Source organism: Mycetocola manganoxydans (assembly GCF_003667545.1).
Classification (GTDB): domain Bacteria; phylum Actinomycetota; class Actinomycetes; order Actinomycetales; family Microbacteriaceae; genus Mycetocola_A; species Mycetocola_A manganoxydans.
Genome location: NZ_RCUV01000019.1, coordinates 1 through 18478 on the forward strand (window position 1 = coordinate 1; position 18478 = coordinate 18478).

At 64.5% G+C, this 18478-nt stretch carries 15 protein-coding genes and 1 tRNA gene; 5 read left to right on the plus strand and 11 right to left on the minus strand.

Annotation, left to right across the window (positions count from 1 at the left end; translation table 11 throughout):
- Positions 1 to 397 precede the first annotated feature (397 nt).
- Together D9V29_RS12990 and D9V29_RS12995 are read right to left on the minus strand one after the other, a co-directional pair.
- Positions 398 to 1297, minus strand: coding sequence for a hypothetical protein (locus tag D9V29_RS12990; protein ID WP_121673760.1), 900 nt, complete (start codon positions 1295 to 1297; stop codon positions 398 to 400).
- Between the two features lie 70 nt (positions 1298 to 1367).
- Positions 1368 to 1458, minus strand: a tRNA-Ser gene (locus D9V29_RS12995).
- Positions 1459 to 1531: 73 nt separating this feature from the next.
- Between D9V29_RS12995 and radA the strand changes: the two genes are divergently transcribed.
- Positions 1532 to 2890 carry a DNA repair protein RadA gene (gene radA, locus D9V29_RS13000; RefSeq protein WP_121673761.1) on the plus strand — a complete coding sequence of 453 codons (1359 nt, stop codon included), beginning with the start codon at positions 1532 to 1534 and terminating at the stop codon, positions 2888 to 2890.
- Positions 2891 to 2908: 18 nt separating this feature from the next.
- Here the strand turns inward: radA and D9V29_RS13005 are convergent, their stop codons facing one another.
- The 4 genes from D9V29_RS13005 to D9V29_RS13020 all read right to left on the minus strand — a co-directional run bounded on the left by D9V29_RS13005 (position 2909) and on the right by D9V29_RS13020 (position 9678).
- On the minus strand, positions 2909 to 3301 hold the full coding sequence (locus D9V29_RS13005) for an SseB family protein (RefSeq protein WP_121673762.1): 393 nt from the start codon (positions 3299 to 3301) through the stop codon (positions 2909 to 2911).
- Positions 3302 to 3351: 50 nt separating this feature from the next.
- The gene (locus tag D9V29_RS13010) at positions 3352 to 3975 is read right to left on the minus strand and encodes a hypothetical protein (protein WP_121673763.1); all 624 of its coding nucleotides are present in this window, start codon (positions 3973 to 3975) and stop codon (positions 3352 to 3354) included.
- Between the two features lie 88 nt (positions 3976 to 4063).
- On the minus strand, positions 4064 to 8962 hold the full coding sequence (locus D9V29_RS13015) for an ExeM/NucH family extracellular endonuclease (protein WP_121673764.1): 4899 nt from the start codon (positions 8960 to 8962) through the stop codon (positions 4064 to 4066).
- Between the two features lie 197 nt (positions 8963 to 9159).
- Complete coding sequence (locus tag D9V29_RS13020; protein WP_121673765.1) at positions 9160 to 9678, minus strand: amino-acid N-acetyltransferase; 519 nt, start codon at positions 9676 to 9678, stop codon at positions 9160 to 9162.
- A gap of 34 nt (positions 9679 to 9712) precedes the next feature.
- Here D9V29_RS13020 and D9V29_RS13025 point away from each other — a divergent pair, with 34 nt between their 5' ends.
- Positions 9713 to 10639, plus strand: coding sequence for a Ppx/GppA phosphatase family protein (locus D9V29_RS13025; RefSeq protein WP_121673766.1), 927 nt, complete (start codon positions 9713 to 9715; stop codon positions 10637 to 10639).
- 56 nt (positions 10640 to 10695) lie between these two features.
- Here D9V29_RS13025 and D9V29_RS13030 read toward each other — a convergent pair whose 3' ends face one another.
- Positions 10696 to 13224 (minus strand): ATP-dependent Clp protease ATP-binding subunit, encoded by a 2529-nt coding sequence (locus D9V29_RS13030; protein WP_121673767.1) that lies wholly within the window; start codon positions 13222 to 13224, stop codon positions 10696 to 10698.
- 173 nt (positions 13225 to 13397) lie between these two features.
- Between D9V29_RS13030 and D9V29_RS13035 the strand changes: the two genes are divergently transcribed.
- The 3 genes from D9V29_RS13035 to D9V29_RS13045 are packed head-to-tail and all read left to right on the plus strand — an operon-like array spanning position 13398 to position 15012.
- A complete protein-coding gene (locus D9V29_RS13035) occupies positions 13398 to 14015 on the plus strand; it encodes a hypothetical protein (protein ID WP_121673768.1) in 618 nt (205 codons plus the stop codon).
- Positions 14015 to 14773 carry a hypothetical protein gene (locus D9V29_RS13040; protein WP_121673769.1) on the plus strand — a complete coding sequence of 253 codons (759 nt, stop codon included), beginning with the start codon at positions 14015 to 14017 and terminating at the stop codon, positions 14771 to 14773. The genes D9V29_RS13035 and D9V29_RS13040 overlap by 1 nt, the downstream gene beginning before the upstream one ends.
- Positions 14773 to 15012 carry a helix-turn-helix domain-containing protein gene (locus D9V29_RS13045; RefSeq protein WP_121673770.1) on the plus strand — a complete coding sequence of 80 codons (240 nt, stop codon included), beginning with the start codon at positions 14773 to 14775 and terminating at the stop codon, positions 15010 to 15012. The genes D9V29_RS13040 and D9V29_RS13045 overlap by 1 nt, the downstream gene beginning before the upstream one ends.
- Here D9V29_RS13045 and cls read toward each other — a convergent pair.
- The 4 genes from cls to lysS are packed head-to-tail and all read right to left on the minus strand — an operon-like array spanning position 14998 to position 18438.
- On the minus strand, positions 14998 to 16476 hold the full coding sequence (gene cls / locus D9V29_RS13050; protein ID WP_229790454.1) for a cardiolipin synthase: 1479 nt from the start codon (positions 16474 to 16476) through the stop codon (positions 14998 to 15000). The genes D9V29_RS13045 and cls overlap by 15 nt on opposite strands.
- Positions 16477 to 16523: 47 nt before the next feature.
- Positions 16524 to 16733, minus strand: coding sequence for a hypothetical protein (locus D9V29_RS13055; protein ID WP_121673771.1), 210 nt, complete (start codon positions 16731 to 16733; stop codon positions 16524 to 16526).
- Positions 16734 to 16763: 30 nt separating this feature from the next.
- On the minus strand, positions 16764 to 16913 hold the full coding sequence (locus tag D9V29_RS14990) for a hypothetical protein (protein ID WP_183085016.1): 150 nt from the start codon (positions 16911 to 16913) through the stop codon (positions 16764 to 16766).
- 7 nt (positions 16914 to 16920) lie between these two features.
- Entirely contained in the window at positions 16921 to 18438 is a 1518-nt protein-coding gene (gene lysS / locus D9V29_RS13060; protein ID WP_121673772.1) for a lysine--tRNA ligase, read from the minus strand.
- Between the last annotated feature and the right edge of the window lie 40 nt (positions 18439 to 18478).

An 18478-nucleotide genomic window follows, 5' to 3' on the forward strand; every position in this document is an offset into this window, starting at 1 on the left:
GCACGCTGTTGAGTTCTCAAGGATCGGATGCTCCTGCTTTTCACCCTTCCGGGCTGCTCCGCAGGGCAACTTCTCTAACTTACCACTCTCGAAGTCTTTGTCAAATCGAGTGTTTTTGGCCCCGACTCGAGAGTCGGCGCACCAAACAATCGCCTGAATTTCTTCAGCTTCTTTGAGTGGAGGTTGTTAATCCTAAGGCAGTAAACGCCGACACTCAAGAGTGCCTGTTCTTTTACCTGGATTTGGTCCCGCATGAGGCCGGCGAGCTGTTCCGCTCTGCCGCACCTTTGGGGTGACGAGTGATTACTTTACGCACATCCCGGTACCCCCGCAAATTGCTCCTGCAGTCCGGGCGTGTCGCGCTGGAGAACCCCGGAAATCCGGGAGTTCGTGGGCGCTAGACCGAGTCGTCGTCGCTCAGCTCGCCCCGCAGCATCCGGACCCAGGCGCTCAAATACAGCGCACCGGCATCGTCGTGGATCAGGGAGTCGTGGTGCCTCACCGGATACGGCGTCTCCGGCACTCCGTCGGCCGGGCGAACATCGACGTGGATGACGTCATACCCGCGCTCGTGGAGCCAGTCGGCCATGGCGTAATCGGTGCGGGAATCTCCCATGGTGCGCCACCGGGAAGGGAGGACCGCGCCGTCCTTCTCGAGGAGTGCGAGGAACTTGCTCGCGCCGAGGTCTTTACCGAGCCGGACCGACTCGATGTCGGTGGAGATGATCGTCGGGTCGATGCGAAACGGGACGTTGCCCGCGGCGTCCGTCACGATCGTCATCCCCCACTCGTAGCCGAGACCCTGGGCTTCGAGCTCCCGAGCGGCATCCGAGTCGAAAGCATCGCGGCGGGAGGTGAAGTGCTCGGCCGAGACGTCGAGCCTTTGCTCGACCGACACCATTGCGCGCTTCGTCTCGTCGAAGAACACCACATCGTCGTACGAGTCGTGGACGAGTTCACGGATGGCATCGGCATAGGCGGGGGGAACCGCGAGGTCCTCGTCGACATCGATCTCGCCGAAGCCGGACGGTGTGATCCTGACGACGACAGCGCCCTTTTCACAGATTGCCCAGACGCGGGCGGTGTCGCCGAGGCCGGCCGACAGCAATTGTGGAACCACCTCGTCGCGGATGAACGCGTCGGAGCGGCCGGTGTTGAAAACGATCGGCACTCCCCCGTTCGCGAGTTCCACCAGATCGCGGGCGATGCTGGGGATGGCGACACTCCGGCTGACCGGGCTGGCGATCGGGCCATCGACGTCGAGCAGGAGTCCAAGTACGGGAGCGGCATCAGTCACCGCGCCAGTCTAGAGGCGAACCCCCAGCAGTAGAAAAGAACCCCCGCAACCGAAGTCACGGGGGTTCTTATGGCGGTGGCGGTGGGATTTGAACCCACGGTGCGCTTTAGACGCACACAACTTTTCGAGAGTTGCACCTTCGGCCGCTCGGACACGCCACCGCGGTCGAGTGTAATGGATCAACGAAGCGCGCGCGAACCGAGCAGTGTCGTACCCCGCGGTTAGGCTCGGAGCATGGCTAAACCGACCTCGACCTTCAAGTGCACCGAGTGCGGCTGGCAAACCCTCAAGTGGGCCGGCCGGTGCGGCGAATGCCAGCAATGGGGAACCGTCGTCGACGTCGCTACAGAGACCGGCCTGGTCTCCCGGGTCACCTCCTCCCCTGTCTCCGCAAGCCGCTCGGCCCGTCCCATCACCGAGATCACCGAAGCGGATGTCGCGCACTGGCCGACGGGGATCGACGAGTTCGATCGCGTGCTCGGTGGGGGCATCGTCCCCGGTGCAGCGATTCTTCTCTCCGGAGAACCGGGAGTCGGCAAATCGACGCTGCTGCTCGAAGTCGCGGCCAAGGCTGCGAAGGCGAAGTCACGGGTGCTCTACGTCAGCGCGGAAGAGTCGGTCAACCAGGTGAAGCTTCGCGCCAGACGGACGGGTGCACTGAGCGACAACCTGTTTCTCGCCGCCGAGACCGACCTCGGCGTGGTGCTCGGCCAGATCGACGCGGTCGAGCCACAGCTTCTCATTGTCGACTCGGTGCAGACGGTTTCCAGTCCGCTGTCCGACGGGATCGCCGGGCAGCCGAGTCAGGTGCGCGAGGTGGCACAAACCCTCATCCGGGTCGCCAAGGAACGCGGACTGCCCGTGCTTCTCGTCGGCCACGTCACGAAGGACGGCACCATTGCGGGCCCCCGTCTGCTGGAGCACCTCGTCGACGTCGTCTGCCATTTCGAGGGCGACCGCCACACATCGTTGCGTTTCGTGCGGGCGCTCAAGAACCGATTTGGCCCGACGGACGAGGTCGGATGCTTTGAGATGACCGGCGACGGTATCGCAGAGGTCCCTGACCCGAGTTCACTGTTCCTCAGCCGTGGGGCGGCGGTCTCCGGCACCTGTGTCACCGTGTCGATGGAAGGCAAGCGCGCCATTCCGGTCGAGATCCAGGCTCTCGTGCTCGACACCCCGATGCCGAACCCGCGCCGCGTGACGAACGGGGTCGACTCGTCCCGCGTGGCGATGCTCCTCGCGGTGCTCTCCCAGCGCGCCGGAATCAAGCTGCACGACAAGGACGTCTACGTTTCGACGGTCGGCGGTGTGAAGCTCACGGAGCCAGGAGCGGACCTCGCTATCGCTATTGCCATCGCATCGGCTGCTGCGGATTACCCGGTGCCGCATGATTTCGCCGCGTTCGGCGAGATCTCCCTGGCTGGTGAAGTGCGCCCGGTCGCCGCCGCGAAACAGCGCACGGCCGAAGCGACCCGCCTCGGTTACCGGACGATCGTCGATGCCAGGGCCGGCAGCATCCGTGAGGCGCTCGCCTCGGCGAAGAATGCCGCCGGGTCGTCGTTCGACAAAGAGCTCGACAGCGTCTTCTGAGCGACCGTCTCTGTCGAACTAGAGGGCGAGAACCCGGAGCAGTTCGTCCGGTGACGCCTGCATCGGGTGCGGGCCGGCGAGGTCGAAAAAGACCGTGTGGATCTGCTCGCGATGCGTGCGAAGAAAGGTGTGCAGCCAGACCCCGTCGTACAGTCCGACGAGGGGCGGCAGCGCTGCCGGTTTGTGTTCGGCGTCGGAGAACAGCAGCAACGCGATGCGCCCGGTGTCGGGTTCACGGTAGGTCCATACTTCGCCCGCGTCGGTCGGCTTGTCTGGCTGACCGGCGCTGATCAACGGCACGACGACGCAGTCGTTGCGCAGCGCAAACGCGACGGCGGCCATGTCCTGCTGCGCCAGCGCCTCCGCGAGAGTGTCGGATCGAAAGGTCAGCTGCTTCTTCTTTTTCGACATGGTGTCCAGTCTTGCAGAGCCTGCAGGCCCCTGAGCTCAGCGGGAGACGCCTAACCGGCGAGGATGAACTGCTTCGACGCCTCGCTCTCGAATCCGCCGACCGATGTCGACAGGTGGTACGACGCACCAGCGGCGGGGACTGCCGGGCGCTCACCCTCACACGTGGACGGCGTCGACCGGGTCCGGTCCCAGGTGATGGGAGCCGTGGAAGCGACGACCTGTCCCGCCTCGAGTTCGACGATCGCGTCCGCGGGCTCGACCTGGCAGTCGGTCGACGTCCAGTACACGTCGGATCCGCTCTTGATGGTGAATACCTGAGCGGCAGTGCCGACGTTGATACGGCAGGCTTCGTCCGTCGTGTTCGTGATCTGCAGCGACAGCTGGGGAAGTTCCTCCGCGCCGTATGTGCTCTTGTCGGTCAGCGCCTCGACGAGAACGTCTCCGTCGGCGCACTCGGAGATCACGCCGGGACTGGGGGTCGGCGTCGAGGTGCTCTTCGCCACTGACGTGCTCTGTGCCGCCGGTGCTTCGCGGGGCTCGGCTCCCGTCGAGCCAGGCTTCCAGATGACGAGCGCGATGATCGCGATCACGGCAACCAGGCCGGCAAGGACCCAGAGCCGCCGGCGCACGTACACGCTGCGTGGTGCGCGGCCAGTGCCTTCGGTTCTCGACATGGGTTCAGGATAACCAGCGGCCGGATGCCGCACGCACAGGACGCGCGGAGGGTCGCGATTGCGTCCCTCCGCGCGTCTTCTGGCGCTGCTAGGCCGTTCGGCGGCGACTCACGATCAGGGCTGTCGTACCCGCCATGAGGAGCAGGAGAGCGAAGGCGATCGCCGGCGCGATCTCTCCACCGGTGTTGCTCAGCGAGCCAGGCCGCCCTGGACCGGCGGCTCCACCGCCGTCGCCCGGTTCACCCGGATCTCCCGGTCCAGCCGCTGCCGCAAGGACCTCGACGTCCGTCCACGAGATCACGTCACCGTTCTCGTCGAGGACGACGAGTCGGTGGTCACCGAGCGGGGCATCCTCGGGAACCGTCACGGTGACGCGGCCGTCTTCCCCGACCTGGACGAGACCGTCGCTGAGCATGATCGGCTCGGAGTAGAGCCAGATCGACACATACTTTCCGATCCATTCCTGCAGGAGCTGGATGGCGACATCCTCACCGCGGACGAACGCGCCGATCACCGTGATCAGATCCTTCAGTGCCTCGGTCAATTCGTCCTCCGGCGCCGGTGTCGGCGCACCGGACGTGACGGTCAGCGGCAGGGTCACCGTCGTTCCGGATTCCTGGGCGACGATCGTCAGCGTCTTCTCTCCCGCCCCATCAGGGACCGTGAACGACACTGTCGCTTCACCCGCTGTCACCGGCGACGTTGCGACTGTCGCACCGTCGATCGCCGCGGTGACCGACGTGTTCACCGGGCTTCCTGCCGACGTGAGGTCGAGCTTCGCGAGGTTCAGTGTGAGCGTGCTGCCCTCGGCGACCGGGCCGGTGGGGATACCCGTCACCTGTACCGAGCGGCGGTCAAAGCTCGGTGACAGTGGGCTGTTGGTCCGGATGTAGTCGATCCAGGCGTCGCGGTCGACGAGACCGGAGTCCCTGGTGTTGACGCCCTCGTTGAAGATCCGGAAGTTGTCCCCACCCTGGAGCAGGAAGCTGAACGACCCGATCCGGTAGTCCGCCGCCGGATCGATCGGTGCGCCGTTCACGGTGATGCTCGTGATCCGGTCGCCCTGCGTACGTGCCGGGTCGAATGTGTAACTGACGTTGTCGGACAGGCCGAGTTGCAGATACGGGCGAGACGGCACGTTGCCGTCCGCGTCGAGCTGCCACTGCTGCTCGAGCAACTCCTTGAACTGTTCACCATCGAGCGTCGTCGTCCACAGGTTGTTGAGGAACGGCAGGACGGCGTTCGCTTGGGCATAGGTGATGTCGCCTGCCGCCAGGTCGGCACGAAGGCCGCCGGGGTTCACGACGCCGATCTCGGCGCTGCCTCGATCCGCTGAGCTGAGCGATTCGACGAGCGAGTTCGCCACGAGGTTCCCGAGGGTTGACTCGCTCGACCTGTCGTCGCGTACTCCGTTGGCGAACGCCGTGGTGATCGGCGCCGTGGCGCTTCCCACCACCTGGTTGCCGATGACGTTGGACTCCGCGATGGCCGCGCGGACGATCCGGTCCACCTCCGCGACGGCAGGGTAGGTAGCGATCAGCTCGGCGTCTTCCGTCGTCACCCGCACGACGTTCCTCGCTTCGTAGGACGTCACATCCCCCGACGCGGTGTCCACGGTGAGAACGATCTGGCCGATGTTCTCGCCGTAGCTTCCGGTCTGGAGGATCGGGCGGGTTTCGCCGCTCACTCCGGGGACCGGTGCGTCCCAGGCGTACTGCTTATGGGTGTGCCCGGTGAAGATGGCGTCGACCTCGGCAGACGTCTTCGACACGATGTCGGCGAATGCGCCGCCGGCGAGCACTTCTTCTTCGAGTGTCGACCCGTCGGGGATGCCGGCACCTGCGCCCTCGTGGAATTCCGCGACGATGACGTCGGCCTCACCGTTCGACTCATCTCCATCGCTCAACTGCGCGGCGACACGGTTGACGGCCTCGACGGGATCCCCGAATTCGAGGTCGGTGATTCCGCCCGGTGATACGAGCGTCGGCGTCTCCTCGGTGACCGCTCCGATCACCGCAACATCGACGCCGTCCACCTCGAAGATCGCGTACTCGTCGAGCGCCGGGGTGCTCGTGCCTTTCAGGTAGACGTTCGCACCGAGGTACGGGAAGCGGGCGTTCTGCCCGCCGTTCATCACCCGGTCGACGAGGTCGTCGTAGCCCTGGTCGAACTCGTGGTTGCCGACCGCAGCTGCTGCGAGGCCGAGCGCGTTGAGAACGTCGATCGTGGGCTGGTCGAGCAACGACGACGAAGCGAAGAGAGACGCTCCGATGTTGTCTCCTGCCGAGAGGAACAGCGACTGGTCGGCTCCGAACTGTGCCTTCAGGGACTCGATCGTTCCGGCGAACTTCACCGTGTTGGCGTCGATCCGCCCGTGGAAGTCGTTGATGTTCAGGAGGTTGAGGATCGACGTCGTCGAGTCCGCGTCGATGCCGACGAGCACGGGATCGTGATCGCTCGACCGGTACGGGCTCTCGTCATAGAAGTTCGTCGCGTTGTAGTTGTAGCGCGAGTACTCCAGGGCGATCGACTCGACCGAGTTGATGTTCCACACGTCGGCGCCGGTCACCGTGGTGTCGGCTTCACCTGAGGCGAAGATGTAGTCGAGCGAACCGATGGCCTTGCCGAACTGGTAGGTGTATTTGCCGCTCTTGTCGCCCTGGCTGATGTAACCGGCGTCCTCGAGCACCTGGATCGGGGATTCCTGGGCGTAGGAGTTGAAGTCGCCGGTGAGGAAGACCCGCTCCGTCCCCCACTCGGCCGTCAGCTCATCTGCGAAGGCGACGAGTGCTTCAGCCTGCCGCACCCGGTCACCCGTGTACGCGCCCTCTCCGGAGTCGACGTTGTCTCCGGTCGCGCCCGAGTCGCTCTTCGACTTGAAGTGGTTCGCGATCACGATGAAAGCTTCGGAGTCCGCTCCCTGTGCTGGCTTGAATGCCTGCGCGTTGGGTTCGCGTGCGTTGCTGAAAGCGGGAGAGTCGAGGAGGATGCGTCCGGTGCCGACGGTTTCGACGGCATCCGCCTTGTAGATGTATGCGGTCCGGATGACGTCCTCGTTCTCGGGCACGTCTTCGGGAGACGGCACGAACGACCACACGTCGTTTCCTGCGTCTGCATTGAGCGCGTCGACGAGAACACCGAGGGCGAAGTCGCGGTCCTTGTCGACTCGGGCGGAGTTCTCGATCTCTTCGAGCGAGACGACATCGGCGTCGAGGGCGTTGATCGCGTTCACGATCTTGGCCTGCTGACGCGCCAGGTTCGCGGCATCCGCTGCCCCGCGAACGCCGCAACCGGCGGCATCCGAGTTGTTCACCGTGATCGGGTTGCCGTCGCGGTCGGTGTAGAAGGTGCAGCCGGTGCGGTCGGCGCCGGTCGTGGCGAAGTAGTTGAGCACGTTGAACGTTGCGAGGGTGATGTCTCCGCCCACGTTCGCCGGGGCAGCCGTCCGCGTGTTGCCGAAGGTTGCCGGCTGGACCGTATCCGCGTTGTCACCGGTGAGATGACTGGTCGGCTGGAACTTCCAGTTGTTGTTCCGGTAGTCGAGGATCACCGGGTCCGTGAAGGTCACGGGCGCACCGACTCGCACCGGAGCGGTCGTCGACAGATACGGCACCGGGATGTTCTTGTTCGCGCCGTTGTTGGCGGAGCTCAGGAAGTTGATCGTCGACCCGTCGTCGAGCGTGACCAGTTCCGCCCCGAACCGGGCGGCCGCTGCGTCATGAGCGGGAGTCCCAGGAGCCCCGAGGACGGTCGGGTTCACGAGCGGTGTCGTCGCGGCGACGAGACCGATCTCGCCGTACTGGTTCGTGCTGTACACGTCGGTGACGGTGTAGTTACCGGCGGGGGCCATCAGCATTCCCTCGAGTCGCTCGCGCGCGGCGTTCTCGGTGGGGAAGGCGACGGCGGCAGGTACTGGTGCTGTCACCGTCGTGGCGTCGAGGGTGGTGAGTCCGTTGGCGTCGGCGACGGTCACCTGCGTCAGTCCGAAGTACTCCGAGACGGCGCCGGTGATCTCGACGTACGCTCCCGTGTCGACGGATGCGACGGTGCTCGGCGAGTAGACGAAGATCGCGTCGGATGCCGTCTGGCCGGCTGCGTTCGCGCCCGTTCCCGGGGTCTGGAGGTAGTAGCCGTCGAATCCGCCGGTCTCGTAGACCGCGGTGACGATCCCGGACGTCGTGACCGTGTCACCGACGAGGGGGCTCACGTCACCCGTGCCCTGGATTTCGGCGATCGGCACGGTTCCCGGCTCGACCGGGGGCTCGGTTGGATCGGTCGGCTCGGTCGGATCCTCCGGGTCCGTCGGCGGGTCGGTCGGGATGCTGGGGTCGCTGCTTGCGATGTTCTGCGGGGTGATCGTTGCTGAGAGGGAGAAGTCGGACGCGTTGTCGTCGGTGTCAGCGAAACCGGTTCGGTTCAGGCTCTTGACGTCGGTGTTCCCGCTGGGTGCCGTCGCCGGAGCGGTTTCGAACGTGTTCGACGTTCCGTAGCCGAGCGCATCGACGATGAGAGCGTTTCCGGTGGTCGAGCCCGCCGGAAGCTGGTCCGCCGTGAGCGCGGTCGGCACGGTGGCGAGAATGATCGTGCCCGAGGCGCCGGAGAGGTCGAAACCGCCGAGGGACGTGTCAGGCACGGGCAGCGGGCTGCCATTGTTTCCGTTACTGCCTCCACCGACGAGGTAATAACCCTTCGCCGGGATGGTCCCGTTCAGGTCGACCACACTCGACGGTGCACCTTCACCCGTCGCGGATCGGTACTGCAGTGACCAGTCGCTGATGTCGATCGCGGCGTCGGTGGGGTTGTAGAGCTCGACGAACTTGTTCGAGAACGCCGCTCCGGCGCTGCCACCGGAAAGGTACGCCTCGTTGATCACCACCCCGGTGCTGTCGACACTGGCGGATGCGGGTAGTACCGCGAGCGGTGCGGCCGCGAGACCGACGAGGGATGCGAGGGCGGTGGTACGCCAGAGGCGCTTGGACAGCAACATTGGTCTCCCGAAGTTTCGTCGACGGCTGAATACGGCGCACAGACAGTGTGCGTCATTGCGGCACTGGCCGGAGGTCACGCAGCAACACCCGCAAGGCTAGGGTCGCCGTGTGTCGTCGATTCACCCGAGGGGTAAACAGTGAGTAAAAGCTAGCTGCCCGTGAGGGACCCTCACAAGAGGGGCAACAAATGAGCAGCTCAGAGCTGCTTGAGCATGCGCGAGTTCCCGAGAGTGTTCGGCTTCACCCTGGCGAGGTCGAGGAATTCGGCGACGCCTTCGTCGGGAGAACGAACCATCTCCGAGTAGACCTCGGGATCGATGACCCCCTCGCCGATCTCGCCATACCCGTTGCGGGTGAAGAAACCGACCTCGAATGTCAGACAGAACAAGCGAGTGAGCCCCAGCTCACGGGCATCCGCCTCGAGTCGTTCGAGGATCGTGTAGCCGACTCCGGCGCCGAGCCAGTCGCGGGCGACAGCAAGCGTGCGAACCTCCCCGAGGTCTTCCCACATGACGTGGAGCGCTCCGCACCCGATGAGAGTGCCGTCCGGTGTCTCGGCGACCCGGAATTCCTGCACGGCTTCGTAGAAGACGACGCGTTCCTTGCCGAGGAGAATCCGTTCGGCGACGAGCGGCTCGATGAGCGTCCGGATGGCTGGGACATCGGAGGTTCGGGCACGCCGCACGGTGTACTCGCGCACCCCCGGGATCGTCATGCCTCCCAGTTTAGTGGAGGGGTACCCTGTCGGTATGCGACTCGGAGTGCTCGATGTGGGCTCAAACACCGTCCACCTGCTGATCGTCGACGCGCATGCCGGCGCCCGTCCGGTCGCGAAAGCGTCCCACAAGTCGGTCCTGCGCCTCATGCGTTACATCGACTCCGACGGCTCGATCACGGACGAGGGCGTCACGTCGCTCGTGCAGTCGATCGGCGCTGCGGCCGAGATCGCGCGCGCCAGTAACCTCGACGAACTCCTCCCGATGGCCACGTCCGCAATCCGCGAGGCGTCGAACGGGCCCGAGGTGCTCGCACTGATCGAACGGGAGACCGGCCTCGATCTTCAGGTCCTGAGCGGGGAGGACGAAGCACGGCTCACCTTTCTTGCCGTTCGCAGGTGGTACGGCTGGTCCGCCGGGAAGATCCTGCTGTTCGACATCGGTGGAGGTTCGCTCGAGATCGCCCTGGGCAACAACGAAGAACCGGATGTCGCCCTGTCGCTCCCCCTGGGTGCCGGTCGCTCCACGATCGGGTTCCTGCACAACGACCCACCGACCCCTGCCCAGCAGAATGCGTTGCGTGAGCACGCACGAGGCGTCCTTGAAGCGGCACGAGGCGAATTCGACGGCAGCGGTAAACCGGGCCAGATCGTCGGATCGTCGAAGACCATCCGGTCACTCGCTCGGCTCGCGGGCTCCGAGTCCGATGGTGTCGGAGACGAGGACCGCCTCACCCTTCGACGGAACAGGCTCGACGACTGGGTGCCGCGGCTTGCCCGCATTCCGGCTGACGCCCGGCCGGCCCTCCCAGGCATCACCCCGGACCGGACTTTCCAGATCGTTGCCGGTGGCATCGTGCTGAGCGAGGCGATGGCGGTCTTCGGCGTTCGCGAACTCGACGTTTCCCCGTGGGCGACTCGTGAAGGCGTACTGCTGCGGTATCTCGACCGGATGGCCTGATCCGCTGAAAACGACGAAGGGCCGGGGATTGCTCCCCGGCCCTTCGTCGTTGCGCTTTATTCGCCGGTGATGGCGAGGTCCGGTGTCGCCGAACCCGTGCCGAGCGAGCGGCCCGAGTTCAGGCCGGCTCCAACGGTTTCTTCACGCTGGGTGGTGAGGAAGGTGAACGCGTTCTCCACGAAGTCCACGTGGACGTGGTCACCGGAGTTGAGTTCGCCGTGCAGGATCTTCTCACTCAGGCGGTCCTCGACCTCGTTCTGCATCGCACGACGCAGCGGCCGTGCACCGAGAGCCGGGTCGAACCCGACCTCGATGAGACGTTCTTTCGCAGACAGGGTGAGGTCGATCGTCATGTCCCGGTCGAGCAGGCGCTCGCTCAGTCGCTTGGCGAAGAGGTCGACGATCTGCAGCAGCTCGGCCTTCGACAACTGCGGGAACACGATGGTGTCATCCACACGGTTGAGGAACTCCGGCTTGAAGTGCTTCTTGAGCTCTTCTGTGACCTTTGCCTTCATGATCTCGTAGGTCGCGGTGGTGTCACCCTCGACCTGGAAACCGACCGGTCCACCGGCGATGCCCTTCGAACCGAGGTTCGTGGTCATGATGATCACGGTGTTCTTGAAGTCGACGAGGCGACCCTGGCCATCCGTCATCCGTCCCTCTTCCAGAATCTGGAGGAGGGAGTTGAAGATGTCGGGGTGGGCCTTTTCGATCTCGTCGAACAGCACGACGCTGAACGGCTTACGGCGGACCTTCTCGGTCAACTGCCCGCCTTCTTCGAAGCCGACGAATCCGGGAGGGGCACCGAACAGCCGCGAGACCGTGTGCTTTTCGCCGTACTCACTCATATCGAGCGAGATGATCGCGTCTTCATCGTCGAACAGGAACTCCGCGAGCGCCTTGGCCAGTTCCGTCTTTCCGACACCGGTCGGGCCGGCGAAGATGAACGAACCAGAAGGACGCTTCGGGTCCTTGAGACCGGCACGCGTGCGGCGGATGGTCTTCGACAGGGCCGAGATCGCTTCTTCCTGACCGATGACGCGCTGGTGCAGCGCCTTCTCCATGAAGACGAGGCGAGACGACTCTTCCTCGGTCAGCTTGAAGACCGGGATGCCGGTGGCCTGCGCGAGAACTTCGGCGATGAGTCCCTCATCGACCGTCGCTGTGGTCTTGACGTCGCCGGAGCGCCACTGCTTCTCAAGGCGGAGCCGCTCTCCGAGGAGGTTCTTCTCCTCGTCGCGCAGCGATGCCGCTTTCTCGAAGTCCTGGTCTTCGATCGCCGTTTCCTTGGCGCCGCGAACGACCGAGATCTTCTCGTCGAACTCGCGGAGTTCAGGCGGGCTCGACAGGATCGAGAGGCGGAGGCGGGCACCGGCTTCATCGATCAGGTCGATGGCCTTGTCCGGAAGGAACCGGTCGGCGACGTAACGGTCGGCCAGGTTCGCGGCGGCGACGAGTGCGCCGTCGGTGATGGAGACCTTGTGGTGGGCCTCGTACCGGTCACGCAGCCCCTTGAGGATGTTGATCGTGTGAGGAAGCGACGGCTCAGCGACCTGGATCGGCTGGAACCGGCGCTCGAGAGCGGCATCCTTCTCAAAGTGCTTGCGGTACTCGTCGATGGTCGTGGCACCGACGGTCTGCAGTTCGCCACGGGCGAGGAGCGGCTTGAGGATGCTCGCGGCGTCGATAGCGCCTTCTGCGGCACCCGCTCCGACGAGCGTGTGGATCTCGTCGATGAAGACGATGATGTCACCCCGGGTGCGGATCTCCTTGGTGACCTTCTTCAGGCGCTCTTCGAAGTCACCGCGGTAGCGGCTTCCTGCGATGAGTGAGCCGAGGTCGAGCGAGTACAGCTGCTTGTCCTTCAGCGTCTCGGGCACTTCTCCCTTGACGATCGCCTGGGCGAGTCCCTCGACGACGGCCGTCTTGCCGACGCCTGGCTCGCCGATGAGGACAGGGTTGTTCTTCGACCGGCGGGAGAGGATCTGCATGACCCGCTCGATTTCCTTCTCACGGCCGATCACCGGGTCAAGCTTGTTGTCCCGGGCAGCCTGTGTGAGGTTGCGTCCGAACTGGTCGAGGATCTGGGATCCGCCCTGCGCGGTGGTCTCCGTTGTGTTGCCGCCGACGGCCGCGGTCTCTTTGCCCTGGTAGCCACTGAGCAGTTGGATGACCTGCTGGCGGACACGGTTGAGGTCGGCGCCGAGCTTGACGAGCACCTGCGCTGCGACACCCTCACCCTCTCGGATGAGACCGAGCAGGATGTGCTCGGTGCCGATGTAGTTGTGGCCGAGCTGGAGTGCCTCGCGGAGCGACAGCTCGAGCACTTTCTTGGCACGCGGCGTGAAGGGGATGTGGCCGGTCGGCTGCTGCTGGCCCTGGCCGATGATGTCCTGGACCTGCTCGCGGACGGCGTCCAGCGAGATGCCGAGGGACTCGAGGGCCTTGGCTGCGACACCTTCACCCTCGTGGATGAGACCGAGCAGGATGTGCTCGGTTCCGATGTAGTTGTGGTTGAGCATCTTGGCCTCTTCCTGGGCCAAAACTACGACGCGGCGAGCGCGGTCGGTAAATCTCTCAAACATATTCGCTCCTTGGGTGTCCGGGCAGGGATGGGGACACCGTTAGAAAGAGCGTAACCACCGCTGGTTGGGAAATGGTCTTTGTTCGCTCTGGGCGCGACGACCATTGACAGACATAACGACTGTCGATAACTTATCGATATTCGTTGTTATCGATAATCGTTGGAGGTGGGCGAATGCCCCTCAAGCCGTCCCTCGGCCGGATGGATGCCGGTCTTCTGCAGTTGTGTTCCGTGCTCGGTGTTCTCTTCGCCGGCAGCGCCTTCATCATCGGCGTCTTCGGTTTCATCCAGACCCTCACCACTGACGGGGTCGCCATCGTGCAGCCGGTGAGCATCTTCCTGAACGATGTCGAAACCGACGGCCGGGCATCCGTCGTTTCAGGCGAAACCACGACGGCGGAGATGACCGTCGACGGCCTGTCCATGACTGCCCGCCTGCTCCTCGGCAGCGGCACCCTGCTTCTCATTCTTGTGCAGGTGATGATCGCTATCGCGATCGTCGTGCTCTGCCGCCAACTCCTCGACGGCCGGCCGTTCGTCACGGCGCTCCGCCGACTCATCGGCGCGCTGGCCGTGGTCGTCCTCGTTGGAGGCATGTTCGGTCAGGCCCTGTACGGATTCGGGAATTTCCAGGTCGCCACCGAACTCAATTCCGACCCTGTCGGGTCGGAGTTCCCGATGATGATGCACATCGACTCCACTCCGTTCATCGTCGGTTTCTCACTCGCTCTCGTTGCCATGGCCTTTTCCATCGGGGAACGGTTGCAGCGGGAAACAGAGGGACTCGTCTGATGGGCGCGTTCCTGCCCCTGGCGGTTGTCCTCACCGGGATGCTCATCGTCATCGGAGTCGTCTCGCTGCTCGCCGGGCGGAAGCCGACCGATCGTGCGAATCGCGATTCGGCCGTCCTTCTGATCACCATGATCGGCGCGATCGCCTACGCGGCGCTGGTGTCCGTCGGCACGCTGTGGTCGGTCGTCTCCACCCTGGCCGCACCGCATGTCGACGTATCGCTCCCTGTGATGTCGTTCTGGCCTGACCCTCGCCCGGGAGTATTCGACATCACGGGCCCGACGGCCCAGGTGGTCGCCGGCGGATTCACCGTCGCGGATGTTCAGGTCGAGGGCCTCGACCTGCCCGCCCGATCGTTCCTGGCAGCGGGAACACTCGTCGAGGGCGCGGTTTTCATTCTGCTGGCGACCGTCATCGCCATGCTCTGCCGACAGCTCAGGAGCGAGGCTCCGTTCGCGTCGTCTCTCACGTCAGCATTGACCGGCGCTGGAATCACACTCGGGATCGGCGGGATCGTCTGGCAGGTCCTGAGCGCCATCGGAGCCGTCCTCGCCGCGCAGCAGACACTCCGCATCGACGGTTGGGCATCGAGCACTGCAGTCGATCCGGCCGATGCGACCGCGCACGGTCTGCCGGAACCGTCGCTCGCGGCCTCGATCGAATTCTGGCCGATCTTCATCGGACTCGCCCTCGTTGCCGTCGCTGCGGCATTCCGCCTGGGCGAACGGATGCAGAGCGATACGAGAGGTCTCGTGTAGTGAGTGGCGCAGATGACGGACCGACCGGCATCCGATGTCGGCTCGACGAATTGCTTGCGGAACGTTCGATGACCCTGACCGAGCTGAGCGAGCGTGTCGGCGTGAGCATCGTCAACCTGTCCGTGCTCAAGAACGATCGGGCGCGGGCGATCCGGTTCTCGACACTCGTCGCGATCTGCGATGCCCTCGACTGCGAGGTCGGAGACCTGCTTGTGCGGGCACCGTCACTGCAGCGCTGAGGTCAGCCTCGCGAGGTTATCGAGAACTGTCGACCGCAATGGCTGCTTCAGCCACTCGTCGAGTGTCAGTTCGCGGCTCTTCTGCCGGTAGCCGTTTTCGACCGCTCGCATGTCGGAGACGAACGACTCGCCCCGAACCATCAGCGAGACCTCGAGGTTGAGGCCGAACGACCTCATGTCCATGTTGCTCGACCCGATCACGGCGACGTCGTCGTCGATGGTGAAGTGCTTCGCGTGCAGGATGTACGGATCCGGGTAGAGGTAGATCCGGACCCCCGCACGGAGCAGTGCCTCGTAGTAGGAACGCTGGGCGTGATAGACGAGCGCCTGATCGCCGATCTCGGAGACGAAGAGGTCCACGGGAACACCCCGCTGCACCGCCGTGGTGATGGCGTACAGCATCGATTCGTCCGGCACGAAGTAGGGACTCGTGATGACGATGCGTTTCTGCGCGGCATACAGGAGCCCGAGGAAGAGACGGAGGTTGTTCTCACCGTCGAACCCAGGACCGCTCGGCACCACCTGGCAGTCCAGGTCGCCGTTCTCGAGGTCCGGGTCGGTCACATCGACCTCGCGGCTCACGAGTTCGCCGGTTTCGCTGTACCAGTCGCTGAGGAAGATGGCGTTGATGCCACCGACCACCGGGCCCTCGACCCGAGCCACGAGCTCCTGCCACTGCAGTCCCCGACGGAGGTTGCCGCGTTTGTTGTAACTGCGATCGATGATGTTCTGCGATCCCATGAATGCCACCAGCCCGTCGACAACGAGGATCTTGCGGTGGTTCCTGAGGTCCGGCCGCTGGAACTTGCCGCGCCACGGCTGGAGTGGAAGCAGGAGGTGCCACTCGGCACCGGTCCGGTCGAGGCGGCGTTTGGTTTTCGAGTATCCCTTGGTGCGCATGTTGGCGACGTGGTCGAGCAGGACCCGCACCGTGACACCGCGTTTCACCGCTCGTTCGAGGGCATCGAAGAACGGCGCGGTGGTACGGTCGCAGCTGAGGATGTAGAACTCGACGTGGACGTGGCGATCAGCCGCGTCGATCGCCGCGGTCATCGCCCGGATCGTCGCGTTGTAGTCGCCGAGGAGTTCGGCCTCGTTGCCGCCGAGCAGGGGAAGTGCACCGAGGTTCCGGTTCAGCTTGACGAGGTTCGTGAACCAGAGCGGGCGACCTGGCTGGAGTTCCTGCTTGGGAAGGTTCTCCCCCGCGATCCGGATGAAATCGTTGATCTCGTCCTGGATGTCGCGTCGCTTCTTCGGCAGCTTGGGGTGCCCGATGAGAAGGAACGCGATCACACCGACATAGGGGATCAGGAAGATGGCAAGGAGCCACGCCATCCCGGCCGACGGCCTCCGGTTCCGGGGAACGACGATGATCGCGATAACCCGGATGATGAAGTCGATGACGAAGAAAAGGACGAGCGTCCAGTCAGCGGCGATACTCGCCCACAGTGACGCTAAGTCCACGCACCGGCTCCTGTCATCGGGAAGGGTGCGTCCAGCCTACCGGCGGATCAGACCGAGCCTTCTGCCGACCCACCAGGGCTGGTCGCCGGCGCCGGCGGAAGACCGAGCCGTGAACGTTCGGCTGCTTCCAGGTCAGCGTAGGCAGCGCGCTCGACGCGATCAGCCCGGATGATGCCGCGCAGGACGAGCCAGAAGATCACTCCGACGAGAACCGTCGGGATGAGCGACCAGATTGCGTTGACCCAGTAGTTGTCCATTTGGTTAACAGGATACCCCGCCGATCGGGGTCAGCTGCCGCCGGAGATGATGCCGATCACACCGGAGATCACGAGGTACGCACCGATACCGCCGACGATGATCCAGATGATGACGCGGTTCGTCGATGGCTTCCGCGGATCTTTCGGGTTCAGTTCTTCTTTGGGAAGGTAATCGCTCATCGTTCGCTCATTTCACGAGGGGGAACAGGATGGTTTCGCGGATGCCGAGTCCGGTCAACGCCATCATCAGCCGGTCGATCCCCATTCCCATTCCGCCGGTCGGGGGCATGCCGTGTTCGAGCGCGCGGAGGAACTCTTCGTCGAGACGCATCGCTTCGACGTCTCCGCCGGCGGCGAGTCGCGCCTGCTCGATGAATCGTTCGCGCTGCACGACGGGGTCGACGAGCTCCGAGTAGCCGGTCGCGAGTTCGAAGCCCCGGATGTAGAGGTCCCACTTCTCGACGACGCCGGGGATGGATCGGTGCTCACGCACGAGCGGCGAGGTGTCAACCGGGAAGTCGCGCACGAAGGTCGGTCGAACAAGGGCGGACTTGACGAAGTGCTCCCACAGCTCCTCGATGTACTTGCCGTGGATCGGGTGCGGGACGACGATGCCCTCGCGATCGGCGAGCTCCCTGAGCTCCTCGATCGGCGTCTCCGGGGTGATCGTGCGGCCGACGGCATCGGAGAGGCTGTCGAACATCGAGATCCGGTCCCAGTCACCACCGAGGTCGTATTCGGTGCCGTCCGCCCACGTGACCGTGTGCGACCCGGCGACGGCGAGCGCGGCATCCTGAATCAGCGTCTGCGTCAGGTCTGCGATCGAGTTGTAGTCGCCGTAGCCCTCGTATGCCTCGAGCATCGCGAACTCCGGGCTGTGGGTCGAGTCTGCGCCCTCGTTGCGGAAGTTGCGGTTGATCTCGAAGACGTGGTCGATACCGCCGACGACAGCGCGCTTGAGGTACAGCTCAGGCGCGATGCGCAGGAAGAGCTCGGTGTCGAACGCGTTCGATGTGGTGACGAAGGGGCGGGCGGACGCTCCGCCGTGCATCACCTGGAGCATCGGCGTCTCGATTTCGAGGTAGCCGCGATCTGTGAATGTACGACGCAGGCTCGCGACGGCCTTCGAACGCTGGATGACGTTGCGGCGGGCCTGCTCGCGGGCGATGAGGTCGAGGTAGCGGCTCCGGACGCGACTCTCTTCGCTCAGCTCGTTGTGCAGGTTCGGGAGCGGGAGGATCGCTTTCGACGCGATCGTCCACTCGCGAACCATGATCGACAGTTCACCGCGGCGGCTGGAGATCACTTCACCGGAAACGAAGAGGTGGTCGCCCAGGTCGACGAGTTCCTTCCAGGAGGCGAGGGACTCCTCACCGACTTCGGCGAGGGACACCATCGCCTGGATACGGCTGCCGTCCCCGGCCTGAAGGCTTGCGAAGCACAGCTTGCCTGTGTTGCGGAGGAACACGATGCGTCCGGCGACCCCGACGACGTCGCCCGAGGTTTCGTCCGCGGCGAGGTGCCCATACTTCTCGCGCAGCGCAGGGATCGTGGTCGTGATCGGGACCGAGACCGGGTACGCGCCGCCAGCGGCATCCTTCGCGTTCTCGATGAGCTGTGCCCGCTTCGCCAGTCGGACGGCCTTCTGCTCGGAAATCTCTTCGGCGGTCGGTTCGACGGGCTGGGCTGGCGTTGGGGCAGTCATAGAAAAACGTCTCCTTGTGGGGTCGCCCCAGTTTACGGGG